14 protein-coding genes and 1 pseudogene are annotated in these 16,773 nt (G+C 75.4%); 4 read left to right on the top strand and 11 right to left on the bottom strand.

The genetic code is table 11. The features are described 5' to 3' along the window. Positions 1-52: 52 nt before the first annotated feature. From OG764_RS25190 to OG764_RS25215, 6 genes and pseudogenes are all read right to left on the bottom strand, one after another. A pseudogene (locus tag OG764_RS25190) lies at positions 53-742 on the bottom strand (TetR/AcrR family transcriptional regulator); the annotation flags it as partial. A gap of 245 nt (positions 743-987) precedes the next feature. Next, complete coding sequence (locus OG764_RS25195) at positions 988-2,064, bottom strand: PDR/VanB family oxidoreductase (protein WP_328970698.1); 1,077 nt, start codon at positions 2,062-2,064, stop codon at positions 988-990. Beyond that, complete coding sequence (locus tag OG764_RS25200; RefSeq protein ID WP_328970699.1) at positions 2,064-2,951, bottom strand: metal-dependent hydrolase; 888 nt, start codon at positions 2,949-2,951, stop codon at positions 2,064-2,066. The genes OG764_RS25195 and OG764_RS25200 overlap by 1 nt, the downstream gene beginning before the upstream one ends. Before the next feature lie 196 nt (positions 2,952-3,147). After that, positions 3,148-5,097 (bottom strand): hypothetical protein, encoded by a 1,950-nt coding sequence (locus OG764_RS25205; protein ID WP_328970700.1) that lies wholly within the window; start codon positions 5,095-5,097, stop codon positions 3,148-3,150. 290 nt (positions 5,098-5,387) lie between these two features. Next, on the bottom strand, positions 5,388-6,182 hold the full coding sequence (locus OG764_RS25210) for a tyrosine-protein phosphatase (protein WP_328970701.1): 795 nt from the start codon (positions 6,180-6,182) through the stop codon (positions 5,388-5,390). A gap of 132 nt (positions 6,183-6,314) precedes the next feature. Continuing rightward, positions 6,315-6,893: a rhomboid-like protein gene (locus OG764_RS25215; RefSeq protein ID WP_328970702.1), complete on the bottom strand. Its 579-nt coding sequence runs from the start codon at positions 6,891-6,893 to the stop codon at positions 6,315-6,317. A gap of 110 nt (positions 6,894-7,003) precedes the next feature. On the opposite strand from OG764_RS25215, the gene OG764_RS25220 reads away from it, so the two are divergent. Together OG764_RS25220 and OG764_RS25225 are read left to right on the top strand one after the other, a co-directional pair. Then, positions 7,004-7,882, top strand: coding sequence for a hypothetical protein (locus OG764_RS25220; protein ID WP_328970703.1), 879 nt, complete (start codon positions 7,004-7,006; stop codon positions 7,880-7,882). 61 nt (positions 7,883-7,943) lie between these two features. After that, entirely contained in the window at positions 7,944-9,461 is a 1,518-nt protein-coding gene (locus OG764_RS25225) for a PepSY-associated TM helix domain-containing protein (RefSeq protein WP_328970704.1), read from the top strand. A gap of 155 nt (positions 9,462-9,616) precedes the next feature. On the opposite strand, the gene OG764_RS25230 is transcribed toward OG764_RS25225, so the two are convergent. Continuing rightward, a complete protein-coding gene (locus OG764_RS25230; protein WP_328970705.1) occupies positions 9,617-10,246 on the bottom strand; it encodes a winged helix-turn-helix domain-containing protein in 630 nt (209 codons plus the stop codon). Between the two features lie 495 nt (positions 10,247-10,741). Next, positions 10,742-11,761 (bottom strand): glutamine synthetase, encoded by a 1,020-nt coding sequence (gene glnII, locus OG764_RS25235; protein WP_328970706.1) that lies wholly within the window; start codon positions 11,759-11,761, stop codon positions 10,742-10,744. A 320-nt stretch (positions 11,762-12,081) separates the two neighbouring features. On the opposite strand from glnII, the gene OG764_RS25240 reads away from it, so the two are divergent. Beyond that, entirely contained in the window at positions 12,082-12,963 is an 882-nt protein-coding gene (locus OG764_RS25240; RefSeq protein ID WP_328973159.1) for a Gfo/Idh/MocA family protein, read from the top strand. Positions 12,964-13,057: 94 nt separating this feature from the next. Here the strand turns inward: OG764_RS25240 and OG764_RS25245 are convergent, their stop codons facing one another. The 3 genes from OG764_RS25245 to OG764_RS25255 form a co-directional block, all read right to left on the bottom strand. Next, positions 13,058-13,597, bottom strand: a complete 540-nt coding sequence (locus OG764_RS25245; RefSeq protein ID WP_328970707.1) for a hypothetical protein — start codon at positions 13,595-13,597, stop codon at positions 13,058-13,060. Positions 13,598-13,993: 396 nt separating this feature from the next. Then, on the bottom strand, positions 13,994-15,439 hold the full coding sequence (gene pdxR, locus OG764_RS25250; RefSeq protein ID WP_328970708.1) for a MocR-like pyridoxine biosynthesis transcription factor PdxR: 1,446 nt from the start codon (positions 15,437-15,439) through the stop codon (positions 13,994-13,996). A gap of 278 nt (positions 15,440-15,717) precedes the next feature. Further along, on the bottom strand, positions 15,718-16,083 hold the full coding sequence (locus OG764_RS25255) for an ArsC/Spx/MgsR family protein (protein ID WP_328970709.1): 366 nt from the start codon (positions 16,081-16,083) through the stop codon (positions 15,718-15,720). A gap of 119 nt (positions 16,084-16,202) precedes the next feature. Between OG764_RS25255 and OG764_RS25260 the strand changes: the two genes are divergently transcribed. Next, a complete protein-coding gene (locus OG764_RS25260; RefSeq protein ID WP_328970710.1) occupies positions 16,203-16,454 on the top strand; it encodes a hypothetical protein in 252 nt (83 codons plus the stop codon). The last annotated feature ends 319 nt before the right edge of the window (positions 16,455-16,773 follow it).

A 16,773-nucleotide genomic window follows, 5' to 3' on the forward strand; every position in this document is an offset into this window, starting at 1 on the left:
CCGTGGCCGTGGCCGGGTCCGGGTCGGTGGCCGGGTCGGAAGCCGTGGCCGGGTCGGGGACCAGCGCGACCAGCCGCCCCACCAGGTCCCCGAACGGCCCGTCAGCCGGCTCGGCGGCCAGCATCCGCCCCACCAGCGCGCCCATCTCCGCGTCGTACGCCGCGCTCACCGCCATCAGCGCCGCGAAGTCGTGCACCAGCTGCAACTCCAGCTCCGCGCGCGGGATCCGCCGCCCGTCCAGCCAGATCAGCGCGGTCGACTCGGCCAGCGAGACCCACGACCGCACCACCAGCTCCAGGCGCGCCACGGGCCGCGTCACCTCCAGGTGCGCGAGGATCTGCTCGTACGCGGCCTGCCGCACCTCGTCGATCATCGCGTTCGCCCGGCTGCTCCCGGCCGCCGGGCCGCCCCGCAGCAGCGCGGAGAACCCGGGCCCGTGCTCCTCGACGAACTCGAAGTAGCGCCCCATCACCCGCAACAGCCGCGCCCCGAGCGGCCCCACGCGGGGCTCGTCGAACCTCCCGGCCAGATCGTCGGCGGCCCGCCGCAGCGCGGCCTCGTACAGGCTCAGCTTGCCCGGGAAGTAGTGGTACACGAGCGGCCGCGAGATCCCGGCGGCGGCCGCGATCTCGTCGATCGAGACCTCGTCGGGGGACCGGTGGCTGAACAACTCCAGCGCGACACCGATCAGCTGCTGCCGCCGCTCCTCGACACCCATCCTGCGCCGCACATTGGTTGTCATATGAACCACCCTACCGACCACCGGATTCGCTGCGTATCACCCAGCACCCCGAATCCGCTTGTCCCCGCCCGGCCTCGCCGCATACCGTCACGTGATCGAATTTCCGGGGGCCGGGGAGCCCCCGCTCCAGGGGCGGGTTGATGACTGCACAACACCACCGAACATTCCGCTTCGCCACCGCGGCCGGGCCGACGGTCGGCTCCGACGGCCCGTGGTCCGACTGCGTCGTGGCGCCGTAGGCCCCGTTACAGGTCCAGGGTCAGGTGGTCGCCTTCGGCTCGGGAGACGCACAGGAGCATGGAGGTCCGGCGTTCGTCGTCGGTGAGGAGGTCGTCGCGGTGGTCGACCTCGCCGGCGAGGACGCGGTGGCGGCAGGTGCCGCAGAAGCCCTGTTGGCAGGAGTACGGGGTGTCGGGGAGGACGCGGCGGACCGCGGCGAGGGTGGTTTCCGTGGGGGAGACCTCCACCGTCGTGGCCGAGCGGCGCAGTTCCACCGTGAAGGGGGCCGCGGCAGCCGAGGGGGCGGCGGGGGTGAAGCGTTCCAGGTGGAGCGCGGTCCCCTCGGGGACGGCGGCGCGGACCGCGGCCATCAGGGGCTCCGGGCCGCAGCAGTAGACCGCCGTGTCCGTGCCGAGCGACCCGAGCCAGGACAGGTCGGGCAGGCCCGTCTCGTCCTGCGCGTGGACCGAGACGCGGTCGCCGTACCCGGCCAGCTCCGGCAGGAACGGCATGGTGGCGCGGCTGCGGCCGCCGTAGACCAGGGTCCACTCGTCCCGCGGACCCATGGCGCGGACCATCGGGAGGAGCGGGGTGATGCCGATGCCGCCCGCGACGAACACGTACCGCGGGGACGCCGCGAGCGGGAAGCGGTTGCGGGGCGGCCGCAGGTCCACCTCGGTGCCCTCGACCAGGGTGTCGTGGACCTCGCGGGAGCCGCCGCGGCCGTCCTCGATGCGGCGGACGGCGATCTCGTACACGCCCGCCTCGAACGGGTCGCCGCACAGCGAGTACTGGCGGACCAGCCCGGACGGCAGCACCACGTCCACGTGCGAGCCCAGGGTCCAAGGCGGCAGCGGGTCGGCGGCGCCGGCGGCGGTCAGGCGCAGCCGGACCACGCCCTGGGCCGGTTCGGTCCGGGCGAGGACCCGGGCGCGTACCGAGCGGCGCGGGGAGTAGCCCGAGACGGGTGTGTCGAGGGCCGGCAGCGGCCACAGCGGGGAGCGCCGGATCCGGGTGCGCAGGGCCCGCCGGGTCAGCCAGGCGGCGCCCGCGACCGCGGCCAGCGCCACGGTCCGGGACGGGAGGGCGTTCGGTCCGGGCATCAGTGCGCGCCCCCGTTCGCGCCGGGGGAGGCCGCCAGATAGGCCGCGGCCTGGGCCGTCGACCCCTCCTGGGAGGGGTGGTAGGCGCGCGACAGGTAGCGGGGGATCGAGCGCAGCATGGCGGGGGTGGAGGGCAGGACGCCCTGCTTGCCCGCCCGGTAGAACTGGCCGAAGGAGGCCCGGCCTTCGGTGAGGGTCGGGTCGTTCTCCAGGAAGAAGCGGGCGCCCCGCTGCCACAGGAAGACCAGCGCGCCGAAGGCGGTCGCCCAGGTGCGGGCCCGCCGCCGGTAGCTGCCGTCGACGTGCATGAACAGCTCGAAGGCCACCGAGCGGTGCTCGACCTCCTCGGCGCCGTGCCAGCGCAGCAGGTCCAGCATCACCGGGTCGGCGCCGCGCCGGTCCAGTTCCGTCGCGTTCAGCACCCAGTTGCCCAGGAAGGCCGTGTAGTGCTCGATCGCCGCGATCATCGCGACCCGCTCCATGAGCCACCACCGGCGGGCCTTGCCGGGCGGCAGCGTGCGGTCCCCGAGCAGCTTCTCGAACAGCCAGTCCACCTGGGCGGTGTACGGGGTCGGGTCCAGGCCCTGGCGGCGCAGGTGCGGCAGTACGTCGTCGTGCGCGGCGGCGTGCATCGCCTCCTGCCCGATGAAGCCGATCACGTCCTCGCGCAGCCGGTCGTCCGTGATGTACGGCAGCACCTGCTTGTAGACGTGGACGAACCACCGCTCGCCCGCGGGCAGCAGGAGGTGCAGCACGTTGATGGTGTGGGTCGCGAACGGGTCGCCGGGGAGCCAGTGCAGGGGCGTCCCGTCCCACTCGAAGGACACCTTGCGGGCCTTGAGGTCTATGTGCTCGGACGCCACCGGGGCAGGCTGCGTATTAGACATGGCGTCAATGTACTGAGGGGTACGCCCCGGCAACACCCCCCGCGCACCCACTTCTCGCGGCACGGGCCATGACATCTTCCCGCAGGCCCGGCCGAGACCCTGCTCGCGCCCCGCCGCGGGCCCCGTCGGGGTCGCTGCTCCCGCCCGCCCCGCCGCGGGCCCCGTCGGGGTCGCCGCTCCCGCCCCGCCCCGGGCGCTACTTCAGCACGCCCGCCGAAGTCCCGTCCCGCAGCCGGCCCGTCAGTTCCGCCCGGGCCCCCGCCTTCGCCGGCAGGGCCAGCAGGCTGCCCGACGCCGTGCCGGTCACCCCGCCGGTCGCCGACAGCGACGCGAACTGCTCGCTGCCCGCGGCCAGTACGTACCAGTGCCCGGCCCGCGACTTCCACAGCACGCCCGCCAGCACCCGCGACTCGCGCACCCCGCAGGCCGCCGAGCCCTCGGCCCGCGCGGCCGGCGCGCCCGTCCGCGCGCCAGGCGCGTGGAACTGCGCCAGCACCCGGTCGGCCGTGCCCCGCCAGGTCTCGGCCCGGGTGCACACCCAGTGCGCGGTGCCGTCGGACTCGGGCAGCTCCTGCTGCGCGTACGGCCAGGAGTTGACCGAGCGGATCCCGTGCGAGCGGACCGTCGGCAGCAGGCACGCGGTGTGCGACCAGTGCTCCAGGTCCACCGCGCCCGCCACCTCGTGCGGCGCCCCGGGCGGCCCGGAGGTCAGCCGGGCCGGGGTCAGCTCACCCAGGTCGGTGATCAGTCGTACGGAGTTCTGCGTGGTCAGGGCCAGCGCGTTCCACTCCTTGCAGGAGGTCGTCACGGCGGGCGCGGCCACCGGGGCGGTGGCGCCCTCGGCCGAGACGGTCAGGGGCACGGAGGGGGCACCCGGGCGCAGCAGGTCCCGGACGGCCACCCCGCGCACCCAGGGCGCCGTCAGGTAGCGGACGTTGCCGTCGACCCGGCTGAGCACCAGCGCGTTCGCGGTGTCGGCCGCGGCCCCGTCGGTCCGGGCGAAGTCGAGGGCCGCGGCGGCCGTGGAGCCGAGCGGCTCGGCGTACCGGACGACGCGCAGCCCGTCGTACAGCAGCACCACGACCGCCTGGTCCACCTCGCCCGCGTACAGCAGCTGCGAGGGGCCCATCGGCGGTCCCGACGGGGTGCCGGGGGTGGCCGACACCTGTACGGATGAGCCGGGGCGCGCCCAGACGGCCAGGGCCCGCCGCAGCAGGTCCCGGTCGCCGGTCCGGCCGCCGCGGGCCGGCCACACCGAGAAGTCGGTACGGGAGGACGTGCGCCAGGCGGCGGGCCCGACCAGGGTCAGCCGGGCGGGGTCCAGGGCCTGCTCGGCGGCGGTGTTCTGCGCGTACACCGGCGCCGCGGCGCCGCGCGCGCCCCAGCCGCCGCCCGGCAGGCCCACCAGCGCCCCGCACACGAGGGCGGCCGCCACGGCCGCGCCGGCGGCCTTCAGGTGGGCCCGCCTGCGCATCAGATCGGTGGGCCGGGCCTGCAGGACGCACGGGTCGAACTCGGGGGAGTCCAGCAGCCCGGCCTGCGCGAGCGCGGCCGGCGGGGTCTCGGCGAGGGCCGCGGCCGGGTCGGCGACCCCGGCCTCGGCCAGCACCCGCAGGGTCTCCGCCTCCGGCAGCCCTTCGAGGGACCGCAGCACGAGCGCGGCCCGCCCCGGGCCGGTCAGCGCGGACAGCCGCTGGTCCAGGGCGAGTTCTTCGGCGCCGCCGGACCGGGGGAACAGTCGCAGGCCCCAGACCTGCGGGAGCAGCGGAGGCAGCTGGGCGCGGCGGGGCCAGGCCCGGAAGGTCAGCGGGAGCCCGGCCTCCAGCGCGGACCGCAGCACCCGCAGGCGTACGTACGCGTACCCGCGGTCGGGTCGGTCCGGGGTGCCCCTGCCCTGGCGGGGGGCGGGTACGGTCCCGGCGGCCGGGGCCGGCGCGCCCCGACCGGGCGGCAGGGCGCGCTGGGCGAGCGCGTGCGCGGTGAGCACCCGCCGGTTCCGGCCGAGGGCCGGGGGCAGTACCAGATAGCCGATCCGCACCAGCCGCGTGTAGTGCTCGACGATGGCGGCCTCGGCGCGCTCCACGTCGACGAGGTCGGGGTCGGGAGCGGTGGGGGCGGGGCGGGTGGCGGCATCCGGGACGGTCACGTTCAGCAGAACGAGCGATTCGTCAGATGGTCACCGGCCCGCCCCGCGGCGGACCCCGCCGACCTCCGAGGGGCGACCTCCAGCCTCGCCGGCTGCCCGGGCGGCGCACCGTGCCGTGGCGGCGACCTCCAGCCTCGCCGGCGTTTGAGGCGCGGGTCCGGGCGGAGCCCGGTGCCCGGCGGAGCCGGGTTGCTTGGGGCTCCGCCCCAAACCCCGCGCCTCAAACGCCGGCGAGGCGGGGAATGCCCGGCGCACTGACGAGGCGGTGGCGGGTCCCGACCGGGTTCGGGCTAGGGGGTCAGGCGGAGGCGGATCGATTCCACGGTTTCGTCCGGGACGCCCAGGCCCTCGCGGACGTACTTCTCCATGGAGCCGTAGCGGGTCGCGACCTCGTCGAGCGCGGCCTCCAGATACGACGGCACGACCCCGATGAGCGCGAGGGCGATGTCGGGGTCGCCCCCCGACGCCGTGAACCCCTCGATCAGCGGCGCGAACGCCTGCCGGACCGCCGGGTTGACGGACAGGTACTCCGCCATCACCGTCTCCTCGTCCGCGCCGAGCAGGGAAAGGATCACCGTCGCCCCCCAGCCCGTCCGGTCCTTGCCCGCCGTGCAGTGGAAGAGCAGCGGCCCGGCGTCCGGCGCGGCCAGCTCGGTGAGCAGCGTCCTGTACGCGGCCTGCCCGGACGAGGAGCTGACGAAGGAACGATACGTCTGCGCGAACAGCGCCTCGGCCTTCCCGCCGCCCAGCTGCCGCTCGGCCACGGCCGGGTCGCTCAGGATGTGCTTGAGCTGCGCCGCGGCCGGCATCTCGCCCGAGCTGACCTTGTCGGCCAGCACGTTCGCCACGACGAGCACGGCACCCTCGGGCACCCGGTCCGGGTGGTCGTCGCGCTCCGCGTCCGTACGGAAGTCGATGACCGTGCGCAGGCCGAGCGAGGCCACGGCCGGGTCGGCGGCCGGGTCCATGCGGTCGAGCTGGCCGGAGCGCAGCACCAGGCCGGAGCGTACGGTGCGGCCGCCGGGCAGCGGGGTGCCGCCGAGGTCGCGGAGGTTGGCGACGGTGGTGGACGGGGTGGCGGTCATGGTGGCGGCTCCAGGCTCCGGCGGCGGGACGGATCTTCGGGTGCACCCGCGCGTTCGAGGTGCCCCGGTCTTCAGTTGTTCAGCTGTTCAGGTCGTCAGGTCTTCAGGTGTGCCCATATGCGGATTTAAGTCTTATCCGCCTCTATGGGCACGGTAGTCGACGGTCAGCGACAGCCCCACTCCCAGGGCCAGCGCGGCGAGGTGCCCCACGTCGGTGAAGGTCCGGCCGCGAGCCGCCACCGGGGCGGCCGCCACCGCGAGCAGCCCCGCCCGCGCCGTGTTCCGCACGGCCCCGCGCGGCAGCGCCGAGGTCAGGGCGCCGAGCACCGCGTTGAAGCCGTAGCTGGTGCCCACGTCCACCGCCCGGCGGGTCGCGGCCCCGGCCCGCCCCATCCGCAGCCCGCCGTACACCAGCAGGGTCGCGCCGGCGTGCCCGAGCAGGAACACCCCGGCCGCCCACCAGGCGCCGTACGTGTACTCGGCGTACCCGAGCACCGCCAGCAGGAGCAGCGCGTACGGCAGCGGCATCGGTTCCTCGACCACGAACGCGCTGCTGAGGAGGGTGTCCCAGCGGCCCGCGGCCAGGTTGTCGGCATTCGTCGAGCAGCGGCGCAGGACGCGTATCCGCTCGGCCGGATCCAGCCGCTCCAGCGCGTACGCGCCGAGCTGCACGCCGGCCGCGTACGCGGGGCTCATCACCAGGGGTATCACCTGATCATGATCCGGCACGGCGGCGGCGGGCGCTCCACCGGTACCCACCTGTTTCCGGACGCCCCGGGAGGTGCGAACATGTGCGGACCATGACAGGAGCCCGGCCGCCGATGCGCGCCACGCGGGCCGCGATGTTCGCGGCGGTGTGCGTGGCCTTGGCCGCTGTGGGGCATTCGTACATGTCTGGCCACGACCTTCCGTTCGGGGTACTTCTGGCCGCCTTCGGGGTGATTGTCGTCCTCGGTTGGCCGGCCACCGGGCGCCGCCGCGGACCCCTCGCCATCGGCGGCGGACTGCTCGCCGCACAGGGCGCCCTGCACCTGCTCTTCGCCCGTACGGAGTCCGCCGGCGCGGCCGCGGCCGTGTACGGCCCGCAGCACGGGACGCGCGCGATGGACGGGGTGCACGCCATGCGGGGGATGCACTCCGCGCACGGCATGCATCCCATGGCGGACCCGCGCGGCCTGCCGGTGGACGGCGCCGGCGCGGCGGCCCCGGCCGGCCGGATGGCGGGCGACACGGCCGGCGACACGGCCGCCGCGGTCAGCGCTGCGATCGGCGGCGGGATGCCCGACGGTGCGGCCGGCGCGATGACCGGCGACCTGGCCGGCGCGACGGCGGGCGGGCTCGCGGAGGCGGCCGGCACCATGGCGGGCATGGCCGGCCACGGCACCCTCGGGATGCTCGCGGCCCACGCGGTCGCCGCCCTGTTCTGCGCGTTCTGGCTGGCCTGGGGCGAGAGCGCGGTGTTCCGGCTGGCCCGGGCACTGCGTGCGCTCGGTGTGCTGGCCGCCCGGCCGCTGCTGCGCGCCCTCGTCCTCGTCCGGGCCGCCGTGCCCGCGCCGGCCGGGCCCGCCCGGCGCCCCCGTACGCTCCCGCGGCCGCGCCGGCTGCGCGGAGCCGTGCCCGCCCACGCCCTGGTCCGGCGCGGGCCCCCGGCCCCGTGGGCTTTCCGCACCACGGCCCCCGGCCGTCCTGCCTGCGCCTGACGGCGAACGGGCGTGACCTGGGGCCGCCTTCCCCATGTCTTCGCCCACAGCTAGGACCACCATGGCCATCGAAGAAGCCAAGGACGCCTCCGTCGTCGACGCGTCCGTCCCCGACACCACCACCAGCACCGCGACCGGCGCCACCACCGACCCGGCGGGCGACACCGACCCCGCGGCCGACGGGGCCTCGCCCGCGTCCGCCGGCGGCCGCTCCTCCGGCACCTGGGCGGCCGTGCGCCCGCTCCTGCTGCGCATGCACTTCTACGCGGGCCTGCTCATCGCCCCGCTGCTGTTCCTCGCCGCCACGACGGGCCTGCTCTACGCCCTCTCCTTCCAGGCCGAGAAGTTCGTCTACGCGGACGAGCTGACGGTGGCCGCCGCGCCCGCCGGCGCCGCGGCCCGGCCGCTGTCCGAGCAGGTCGCCGCCGCCACGGCCGCCGCCCCGCAGGGCGAGGTCGTCGCCGTGTGGCCCGCGCCGGACCGCGAGGCGACCACCCGGGTGATCATGGAGGGCCCGGGCCTGGCCGAGGACGCGACGCTGACCGTGTTCGTCGACCCGTACACCGCGCAGGTGCGCGGGCAGCTGGAGACCGTGAGCGACGCGCTGCCGCTGCGCGCCTGGCTGTCCGACTTCCACTCGAACCTCCAACTCGGCGAGAGCGGCCGGATCTACAGCGAGCTCGCCGCCAGCTGGATGTGGGTCGTCGCACTCGGCGGCCTGGCCCTGTGGATCGGCCGCCGCCGCGCCTGCCGCAGCGAGCTGGTACTGCCCGACCGCAAGGCCACCGGCCGCCGCAAGACCCTGTCCTGGCACGCCACGGTCGGCCTCTGGGCCTCCGCCGGCCTGGTCGTCCTCTCCGCGACCGGCCTGACCTGGTCCACGTACGCCGGCGCGAACATCGACGAACTCCAGACCGGCCTCGGCGGCGCCACCCCGTCCGTCTCCGCCACGCTCGACGGCGCGGCGGGCGGCGGCGACCAGCATGCCGGCCACCACGGCGGCGGCACCGCGAAGCCCGCGCCCGCCGGCCAGGACGTCGGCATCGACCGGGCCCTCGCGGCCGCCCGCGCCGCCGGGGTCACCGAGTCCCTCCAGATCACCCTGCCCGTCGAGGGCAAGGGCTACGTGATCAAGGAGAAGGACCGGCAGGTCCCCGTCCACCTGGACGCGGTGTCCGTGGACCCTGCGGACGGCCGGGTGATGGACACCCTCCGCTTCGCCGACCACCCGCTGCTCGCGAAGCTCACCCGGTTCGGCATCGACGCCCACATGGGCCTGATGTTCGGCCTGGCCAACCAGGTGGTGCTGGCCGCACTGGCGCTCTCCGTGATGTTCCTCGTCTTCTGGGGCTACCGGATGTGGTGGCTGCGCCGCCCGACGAAGTCCGACCGGCTCGCGTTCGGCCGCCCGCAGCCGCGCGGCGCCTGGCGCCGGCTGCCGGTGACGGCGCTGCTGCCGCTGGCCGCGGTCACGGCCCTGATCGGCTGGTTCGTCCCGTTGCTCGGCATCAGCCTGGTCGTCTTCCTGATACTGGACGCGGCGCTCGGCGTGGTCGCGCGCCGCAGGACGGCCGCGTAACGGCGCCTCCGTCGGCCGGTGCCGCGGCGCGGCACCCCCGACGGCCGGTGGGCCCGCACTCCTCGTTCGGAGTGCGGGCCCACCGTCGTTCGGATGCCGGTACGGCCGTCTCGGGACGTGGTCTCGGCAGCGGGGAGGAGACAGGGACGGCGTGCTCAGGGCGCGTACTTGTAGCCGACCCGCCGAACCGTCTGGATCGCCCCGCGGTGCGCGGGCCCCAGCTTGCGCCGCAGCCGGGCGACGTGGACGTCCACCGTCCGGCCGTCGCCCACGTGGCCGTACCCCCAGACGGTGGTGACGAGCTGGTCCCGGCTGTGCACCCGGTGCGGGTGCGCGACCAGATGGGCGAGCAGCTCGAACTCCAGGTACGTCAGGTCGAGGACCTCGCCGTCGACCTCGGCGGTGCGCTGCGCGGGGTCGATCCGTACGAGCGCGTCCCCGCGGGTGCCGGCCGGGGCCGGGGCGGAGGTGTGTGCCGGGGCGTGGGCTGCGGGAGCCGCCGCCCGGGCCGCCGCGGCGGCCTGCGCGGCGAGCGCGACCGGCGGCTGCTGGTCGGCCGGTACGAGGACCAGGTAGCCGACCATCGGCGGCTGGCCCGGCAGCGCGGGCAGGGTGTGCGGCGGCGCCGGCAGCCAGGTCGCGCCCGGCGGCAGGAAGTCGGCCACGCGCGGCACCTGCACCTCGTCGCGGTCGACGGCGCGCAGGCGGTGGCGGTGGGAGGGGAACGTCAGGGGAGCGGTCGCAGCGGAGGTGGCAGCGGTGGAGAAGGTGCGGGTGTTCGCCATGAGTGGTCAGCTCTTTCACGCGGAGTCGTCGGCAGGAGACGTACGTCGGCCGCGCAGACCGAAGGCCTAGCAGGACTGTGGATGCCTGGAGGCGTTAGAGGGCCGGCGCGTTCTTCGCGCGGCAACACACCCGGTCGAAATCGTGGTGCTGACGAGAGGGCCAGAACGGCTCGAGGTCGCTGCGACCGATCGAGGTGTGCGAGTGGCTGGCCATGCGCCCATTGAAGCAGATGGTCCCGTCCGGCATCAGACCCCCTCTCACCAGGTGATACGGAACCTGGACTTCCGAATGTGCGAAGAGGCGCCCGCACTCGAACAGCGGGCGCCTCCACGGGCGGTGCGGCGGGTCCGGCAGGCCGGACCGGGCGGCTCGGCCCGGCCGGGTCACACCGGGCAGGTCGGACCGGGTGGGTCACACCGGGCAGGTCGGACCGGGTGGGTCACACCGGGCAGGTCGGACCGGGTGGGTCACACCGGGCAGGTCGGACCGGCGGGTCAGACCAGGCCGGCCTGCTCCAGGCCGGTGCAGCAGGTGTCCGTGATCAGGCGGGTCACCACGTACGGGTCCACGTTCGCGTTCGGACGGCGGTCCTCGATGTAGCCCTTGCCGTCCTTCTCGACCTGCCACGGGATGCGGACCGAGGCGCCGCGGTCCGAGACGCCGTAGCTGAACTCGTTCCACGGGGCGGTCTCGTGCAGACCCGTCAGGCGCTCGTCGATGCCCGCGCCGTAGTTCTTGACGTGGTCCATCGGCTTCGAGCCCTCGCCCAGCGCCTCGCACGCGGCCACGATCGCGCGGTAGTCCTCGCGCATCGCCTTCGTGGAGAAGTTGGTGTGCGCGCCCGCGCCGTTCCAGTCGCCCTTGACCGGCTTGGGGTTGAGGGTCGCCGAGACGTTGAAGTCCTCGGCCGTGCGGTACAGCAGCCAGCGCGCGATCCACAGCTGGTCCGAGACCTCCAGCGGGCCGACGGGGCCGACTTGGAACTCCCACTGGCCGGGCATGACCTCGGCGTTGATGCCGGAGATGCTCAGGCCCGCCGCGAGGCAGTGGTCGAGGTGCTTCTCGACGATCTCGCGGCCGAAGATCTCGTCCGCGCCGACACCGCAGTAGTAGCCGCCCTGCGCCGCCGGGAAACCGCCGATCGGGAAGCCGAGCGGGCGGTCGCCGTCGAAGAAGGTGTACTCCTGCTCGATGCCGAAGATCGCCTCCTGCCCGGCGAACTTCTCCGCGACCGGGCGCAGCAGCGCGCGGGTGTTGGACGCGTGCGGGGTCATGTCGATGTTCAGGACCTCGCACAGGACGAGGAGGTTGTCGCCGCCGCGGATCGGGTCCGGGCAGGAGAACACCGGCTGCAGCACCCGGTCGGAGGCGTGGCCCTCGGCCTGGTTCGTGCTCGACCCGTCGAAGCCCCAGATGGGCAGCTCGGCGCTGTCGGCGAGGATCTTCGTCTTGGAGCGGAGCTTCGCCGTCGGCTCGGTGCCGTCGATCCAGATGTACTCAGCCTTGATAGCCACGGGCCCCATCCTTCGGTGCTTCACTCCGGCGCAGACTCTGCGGGTGCTGCGGTGATGCCCGCAGCGTGCCAATCCGCGATTTCCCGGCCGTTGCCCGGGTGTGAACCCCGTGTTACCGACGTTTCAGCGGCCTCCCCGGTGTCCTGCCAGGTGTGAGGCACACTGTCCGCGTGAGCATTTCGTACGATTTCACGCCTGTCGGTCCGGACGACACACCACGCCCGGGACCGGGTGCCGGGGGTGCCGGTCCGGACGGTGGCCTGCGCCCGGGACCGGGGCCGGGGCCGGGTGCCGAGGGTGCCGGTCCGGACGGTGGCCGGCTGCCGCGGGTCGGTCTCCTCGGCACCGGACCCTGGGCCGCCCGCACCCACGCCCCCGCCCTCGCCGGCCACGCCGGCTCCGTGTTCGCGGGGATCTGGGGCCGCCGGCCCGAGGCAGCCGCCGCACTCGCGCAGCCCTACGGCGTCCCCGTCTACGAGGACCCCGACGAACTGTTCGCGCAGTGCGACGCCGTGGCCTTCGCGCTGCCCCCGGACGTCCAGGCCCCGCTGGCCGTCCGGGCCGCCGAGGCCGGCTGTCACCTGCTCCTCGACAAGCCCGTCGCCACCACTGTCGAGGGCGCCCGCGCGGTCGCCGAGGCCGCCGACCGGGCCGGCGTCGCCTCCGTGGTCTTCCTCACCCTCCGCTTCGCCGAGCCCGCCGCCGGCTGGATCGCCGAACAGGCCGCACGGGACGGCTGGTTCGCCGCGCACGCGCACTGGTACGGCTCCCTCTACGCCGAGGAGGGCCCGCAGAGCCCGTACGCGGCCTCGCCCTGGCGCCGCGACAAGGGCGGGCTGTGGGACGTCGGCCCGCACGCCCTGTCCGTCCTCATCCCGGTCCTCGGCGAGGTCACCGGTGTCACGGCGGTCCGCGGCGCCGCCGGCACCGTCCACCTGGTGCTGCGCCACACCTCCGGCACCGTCAGCACCAGCGCGCTGACCCTCGGCGCCCCCCGGGCCGGCTCCGGCGTCGGCATCGAACTGCGCGGCACCCACGGCGTGGTCACGCTGCCGGACTGGACCGACGTGCCGGGCGCCTTCGGCCGAGCCCTCGACGCGCTGCTCACCGCAGCCCGCACCGGCACCCCCGACCCGCGCGACGCCACCTTCGGCCTACGCCTCACCGAACTCCTGGCGGAGGCCGAAGCGCAGCTGGCGTGAGGCGCGGCGGCAGCGGTCGTACGGGGCTCCCGTGGGGGGCTTCCGTACGGGGACTTCCGTACGGGGGCCCCGCCTCGCGAACAGGGCGGCCGGGTCACTTGATGACGGCGTTCGCGGCCACGATCGCCACGCCGATCGCCGCGTCCGCGATGCCGATGAGGACCGCTGAGCCCAGCCCGTAGCCGAGGCGCAGCGCCACGAACGCACCCCACGCGAACAGCAGTGCCGTGTTCAGCCCCAGCCCGAGCGCCGTCGTGGACGGCTCGCTCCAGTCCCAGAGCCCGGACGCGAGCAGCAGCAGGACCGTCGGCAGGGCGGCCACCACCAGCGGCCACTCGTCGAACAGGGCGAGGACCAGCTGCCGCCAGCGGTGCCCGGCCGAACCCCGGCGGTGGGTGGCCATGTGGTGCGAGTAGCCGTGCGCCAGGCCGGCCGCGGCGGCCGTCACCAGCACCCACGCGGCGTCGTAGTAGGGGGTGTACGGGTCGGACTTGTTCTGGAGCGCGGCCAGCAGCGCGCTCGCGAGGACGGTCCCGTACACCCCGCCGAACATCCAGTCCGCGCCGCGTCGCCCGGGCGCGTGGCCCGGGGGCCGCCGCCGTGGCTGCTCCTGAGGGATCGCCTGCTCGGCCAAAGGGCTCCTTCCGCCGCCGTGCCCCGCCCTCCGATCGCCGCCAACGTACGACCCCCCCGCCCCCACCCCCACCCGACACGCCCACCCACCCCCGCCGGCTCCCTGAGGCGCCACCCTGAGCCTCGCCGACGCGCTGAGGCGCAACACCCCGGCCGCGCCGGCTGCCCGGCGTGACCTCCTGGGCGGCAATTCCAGCCTCGGGGTTTGGGGCGGAGCCCCAAGGACAACCCGGCTGGCGCCGGGCACCGGGCTCCGCCCGGACCCGCGCCTCAAACGCCGGCGGAGCTGGAGGTCGCAGGCGAGGCCGGGTATTGCCGGCGAAGCTGGAAGGTGGCCGCCGAGGCTGGGGGCTGCCGGCGAGGCGGGGATCGTCGGCGAGGCCGCTGGGACTGCCCCTTACGGGCGGGGCGGGGCCGTGGCGCGGGTCAGGGCCGCGGTGAGGGCGTCCAGGGCGTGCGCGAAGGCACGCTCCGGCAGCGCCGCGTACCCGACCACCAGCCCCTCCCGCGACGGCGACCCGGCCGCCCCGGGGTGCCGGTACCCGGACAGACCGTCCAGCGCGACCCCCTCCGCGGCGGCCGCCGCCACGGCCGCCCGCTCGGTACCCGCCGGCAACTCCAGCACCGCGTGCAACCCGGCCGCGATCCCGGTCACCCGCACCGCCGGGACCCGTTCGGCGAGGACGGACACGAGCCGGTCGCGCCGGTCCCGGTACCCCTGCCGCATCCGCCGCACGTGCCGGTCGTACGCCCCGCAGACCAGGAACTCGGCGAGCGTGAGCTGCTCCAGCGCGCTCGCCCAGGACTCCCGTACGCCCTTCGCCGCGAGCACCTCGTCCACGAGCGCGTCCGGCAGGACCAGCCAGCCCAGCCGGATCGCGGGGGACAGGCTCTTGCTCAGCGAGCCCGCGTAGACGACCCGTTCGGGATCGAGCCCCTGCACGGCACCCACCGGTTTGCGGTCGAAGCGGAACTCGCCGTCGTAGTCGTCCTCCAGCAGGATCCCGTCACGGGAACGCGCCCACTCCACCGCCTCCGTACGGCGGGACGGCAGCAGCGGACCGCCCGTCGGGAACTGGTGGGCAGGCGTCAGCAGCGCGGTCCGCACCGGCCGGGGGAGCGCGGCCAGCGCGCCGGTCCGGGCGCCCTCCCCGTCCACGGGCAGCGGATGCTGGCGGATCCCGGCCGCGTCGAGGATGCCGCGGTGGAAGCCCAGCCCGTACTCCTCCACCGCCCACGCCCCGGGCCGTACCCGGGCCAGCAGCCGCAGCCCGTTGGCGAAGCCGGAACACACCACGATCCGCTCCGGATCGGTGCGCACCCCGCGGGCCCGCGCCAGGTACTCGGCCAGCGCGTACCGCAGTTCGGGGCGGCCCCGCGGATCGCCCGGCCCGAACGCGTCCGCGGGCGCCGCGGCCAGTGCCCGGCGGGCGGCCGCCGACCACGCGGTGCGCGGGAAGGCGGCCGGATCGGGCTTGCCCTGGACCAGGTCGTGCCGCGGGCCCGCGACGGCGGGCCGCCGGGGCGCGGCCGGCGCGGGCGCCGCGGCCACGCCCTGGGCGACCCGGGTGCCGGAGCCCTGCCGGGCGGTGAACCAGCCCTCCGCGACGAGTTCCGCGTACGCGTCCGCCACCACGTTGCGTGCGATGCCGAGGTCGAGGGCGAGCGAGCGGTACGGCGGCAGCCGGGTGCCGCCCGCCAGCCGGCCGCTGCGTACGGCCTCGCGCAGGGCGCGTGCCAGGGCGGTGCGGCGGCTGCCGGGTTCGGTCAGGTCGAGGTGCAGATCACTGCCGAGTGCGGTGGCGGCCCCGGCCGCCCCGTCGGATACGTGTACGTTCCCCACCCCCCGACCCTACGACCACCCCCACCGGGTCCGGGCGGAGCCCGGTGCCCGGCGTCAGCCGGGTTGTTCGTTGGGGCTCCGCCCCAAACCCCACGCCTCAAACGCCGGCGAGGCTGGAGGTTGCACCCGGCAACGCCGACAAGGCCGGGGGTCGGGCCGCAGGGCGCCGACAAGGCCGGGAGCCGGGCCGCGGGGCACTGGCGAGGCCGGGGTCGGGCCGCCGGGCACCGACGGGTCGGGGGTGGCGCCGGCGGGGCGCCGGCGAGGCCGGGTGGGGGTCAGGGGGTGCGGGAGAGGGCCTCTCGGACGGCTTCGTCGGTGCGGGCGACCAGCGCGGACCCGTCGTCCGCCGTGATGATCGGCCGCTGGATCAGCTTCGGCGTAGCCGCCAACTGCGCGATCCACCGGTCCCGAGCCCCCGCATCCCGCGGCCAGTCCTTCATACCGGCCTCCTTCGCGGCCGGCTCCGCGGTCCGCGTGATGTCCCACGGCTCCAGCCCCAACCGGTCGAGCACCGCCCGGATCTCGTCCTCCGAGGGGACGTCCTCCAGGTAGCGCCGCACCGTGTACGCGGCGCCCTCCTCGTCCAGCAGATGCAGCGCGCTGCGGCACTTCGAGCATGCGGGATTGATCCAGATCTCCATGCCGGCCACCGTACCGCCAGCCCGTTGAAGTGCCTGCTGGCCAGGCCCTTTTGTCAGTGCCCCGCAGTAAAATCGAAGCAGTACCAAACAGTCCGACACCCGCCTCCGGGAGGCTGCCGATGACCGCTGCCGTATCCGTTTCCCCGCCGCAGAAGAAGAAGCTGCCGGCGGGCCTGCCCCGCGAGTGGTACGAGGCGCACAACCGCCGGCTCAAGGCCATGCGCCTGGCGATATCCCTGCTCGACGCCGGCACTTACGACGCGAAGCGCGCCACCAACCGGAAGATCCGCACGATGGCCGTCCGCACCGGCATCCACCGCCCGTCCAACACCACGTGCCGCATGGTCCGAGGCCTGATAGCCGACCGCTGACGGATCCGCGCCATGGCCCTCCGGGCGCCGCCGTGCCACGCGCACCGGCGGCCGGCCCGGAGGCCATCCCGGTCCGGCCCGCAGCCGGACCGACGGGGTCCGCCCCCGCCCCGCGACACCACCCGCACCCCGGGCGGCGGGGCGAGCACGAAGTGCGCCATCAGCGCCGACTTCCCCGACCAGGCGGGCGCCCGCCACCACGCGTACGGCCCGGTCCCCGGCGCCCGGCAGAAATCGGCGAGTTCGGCCAGCTCGGCCTGCCGGTCCCACAGCTCGGGCGGTGCGATCCGGTGCACCTGCTGGAGGTACCCGGACCGTA

This window comes from Streptomyces sp. NBC_00239 (assembly GCF_036194065.1).
GTDB lineage: Bacteria > Actinomycetota > Actinomycetes > Streptomycetales > Streptomycetaceae > Streptomyces.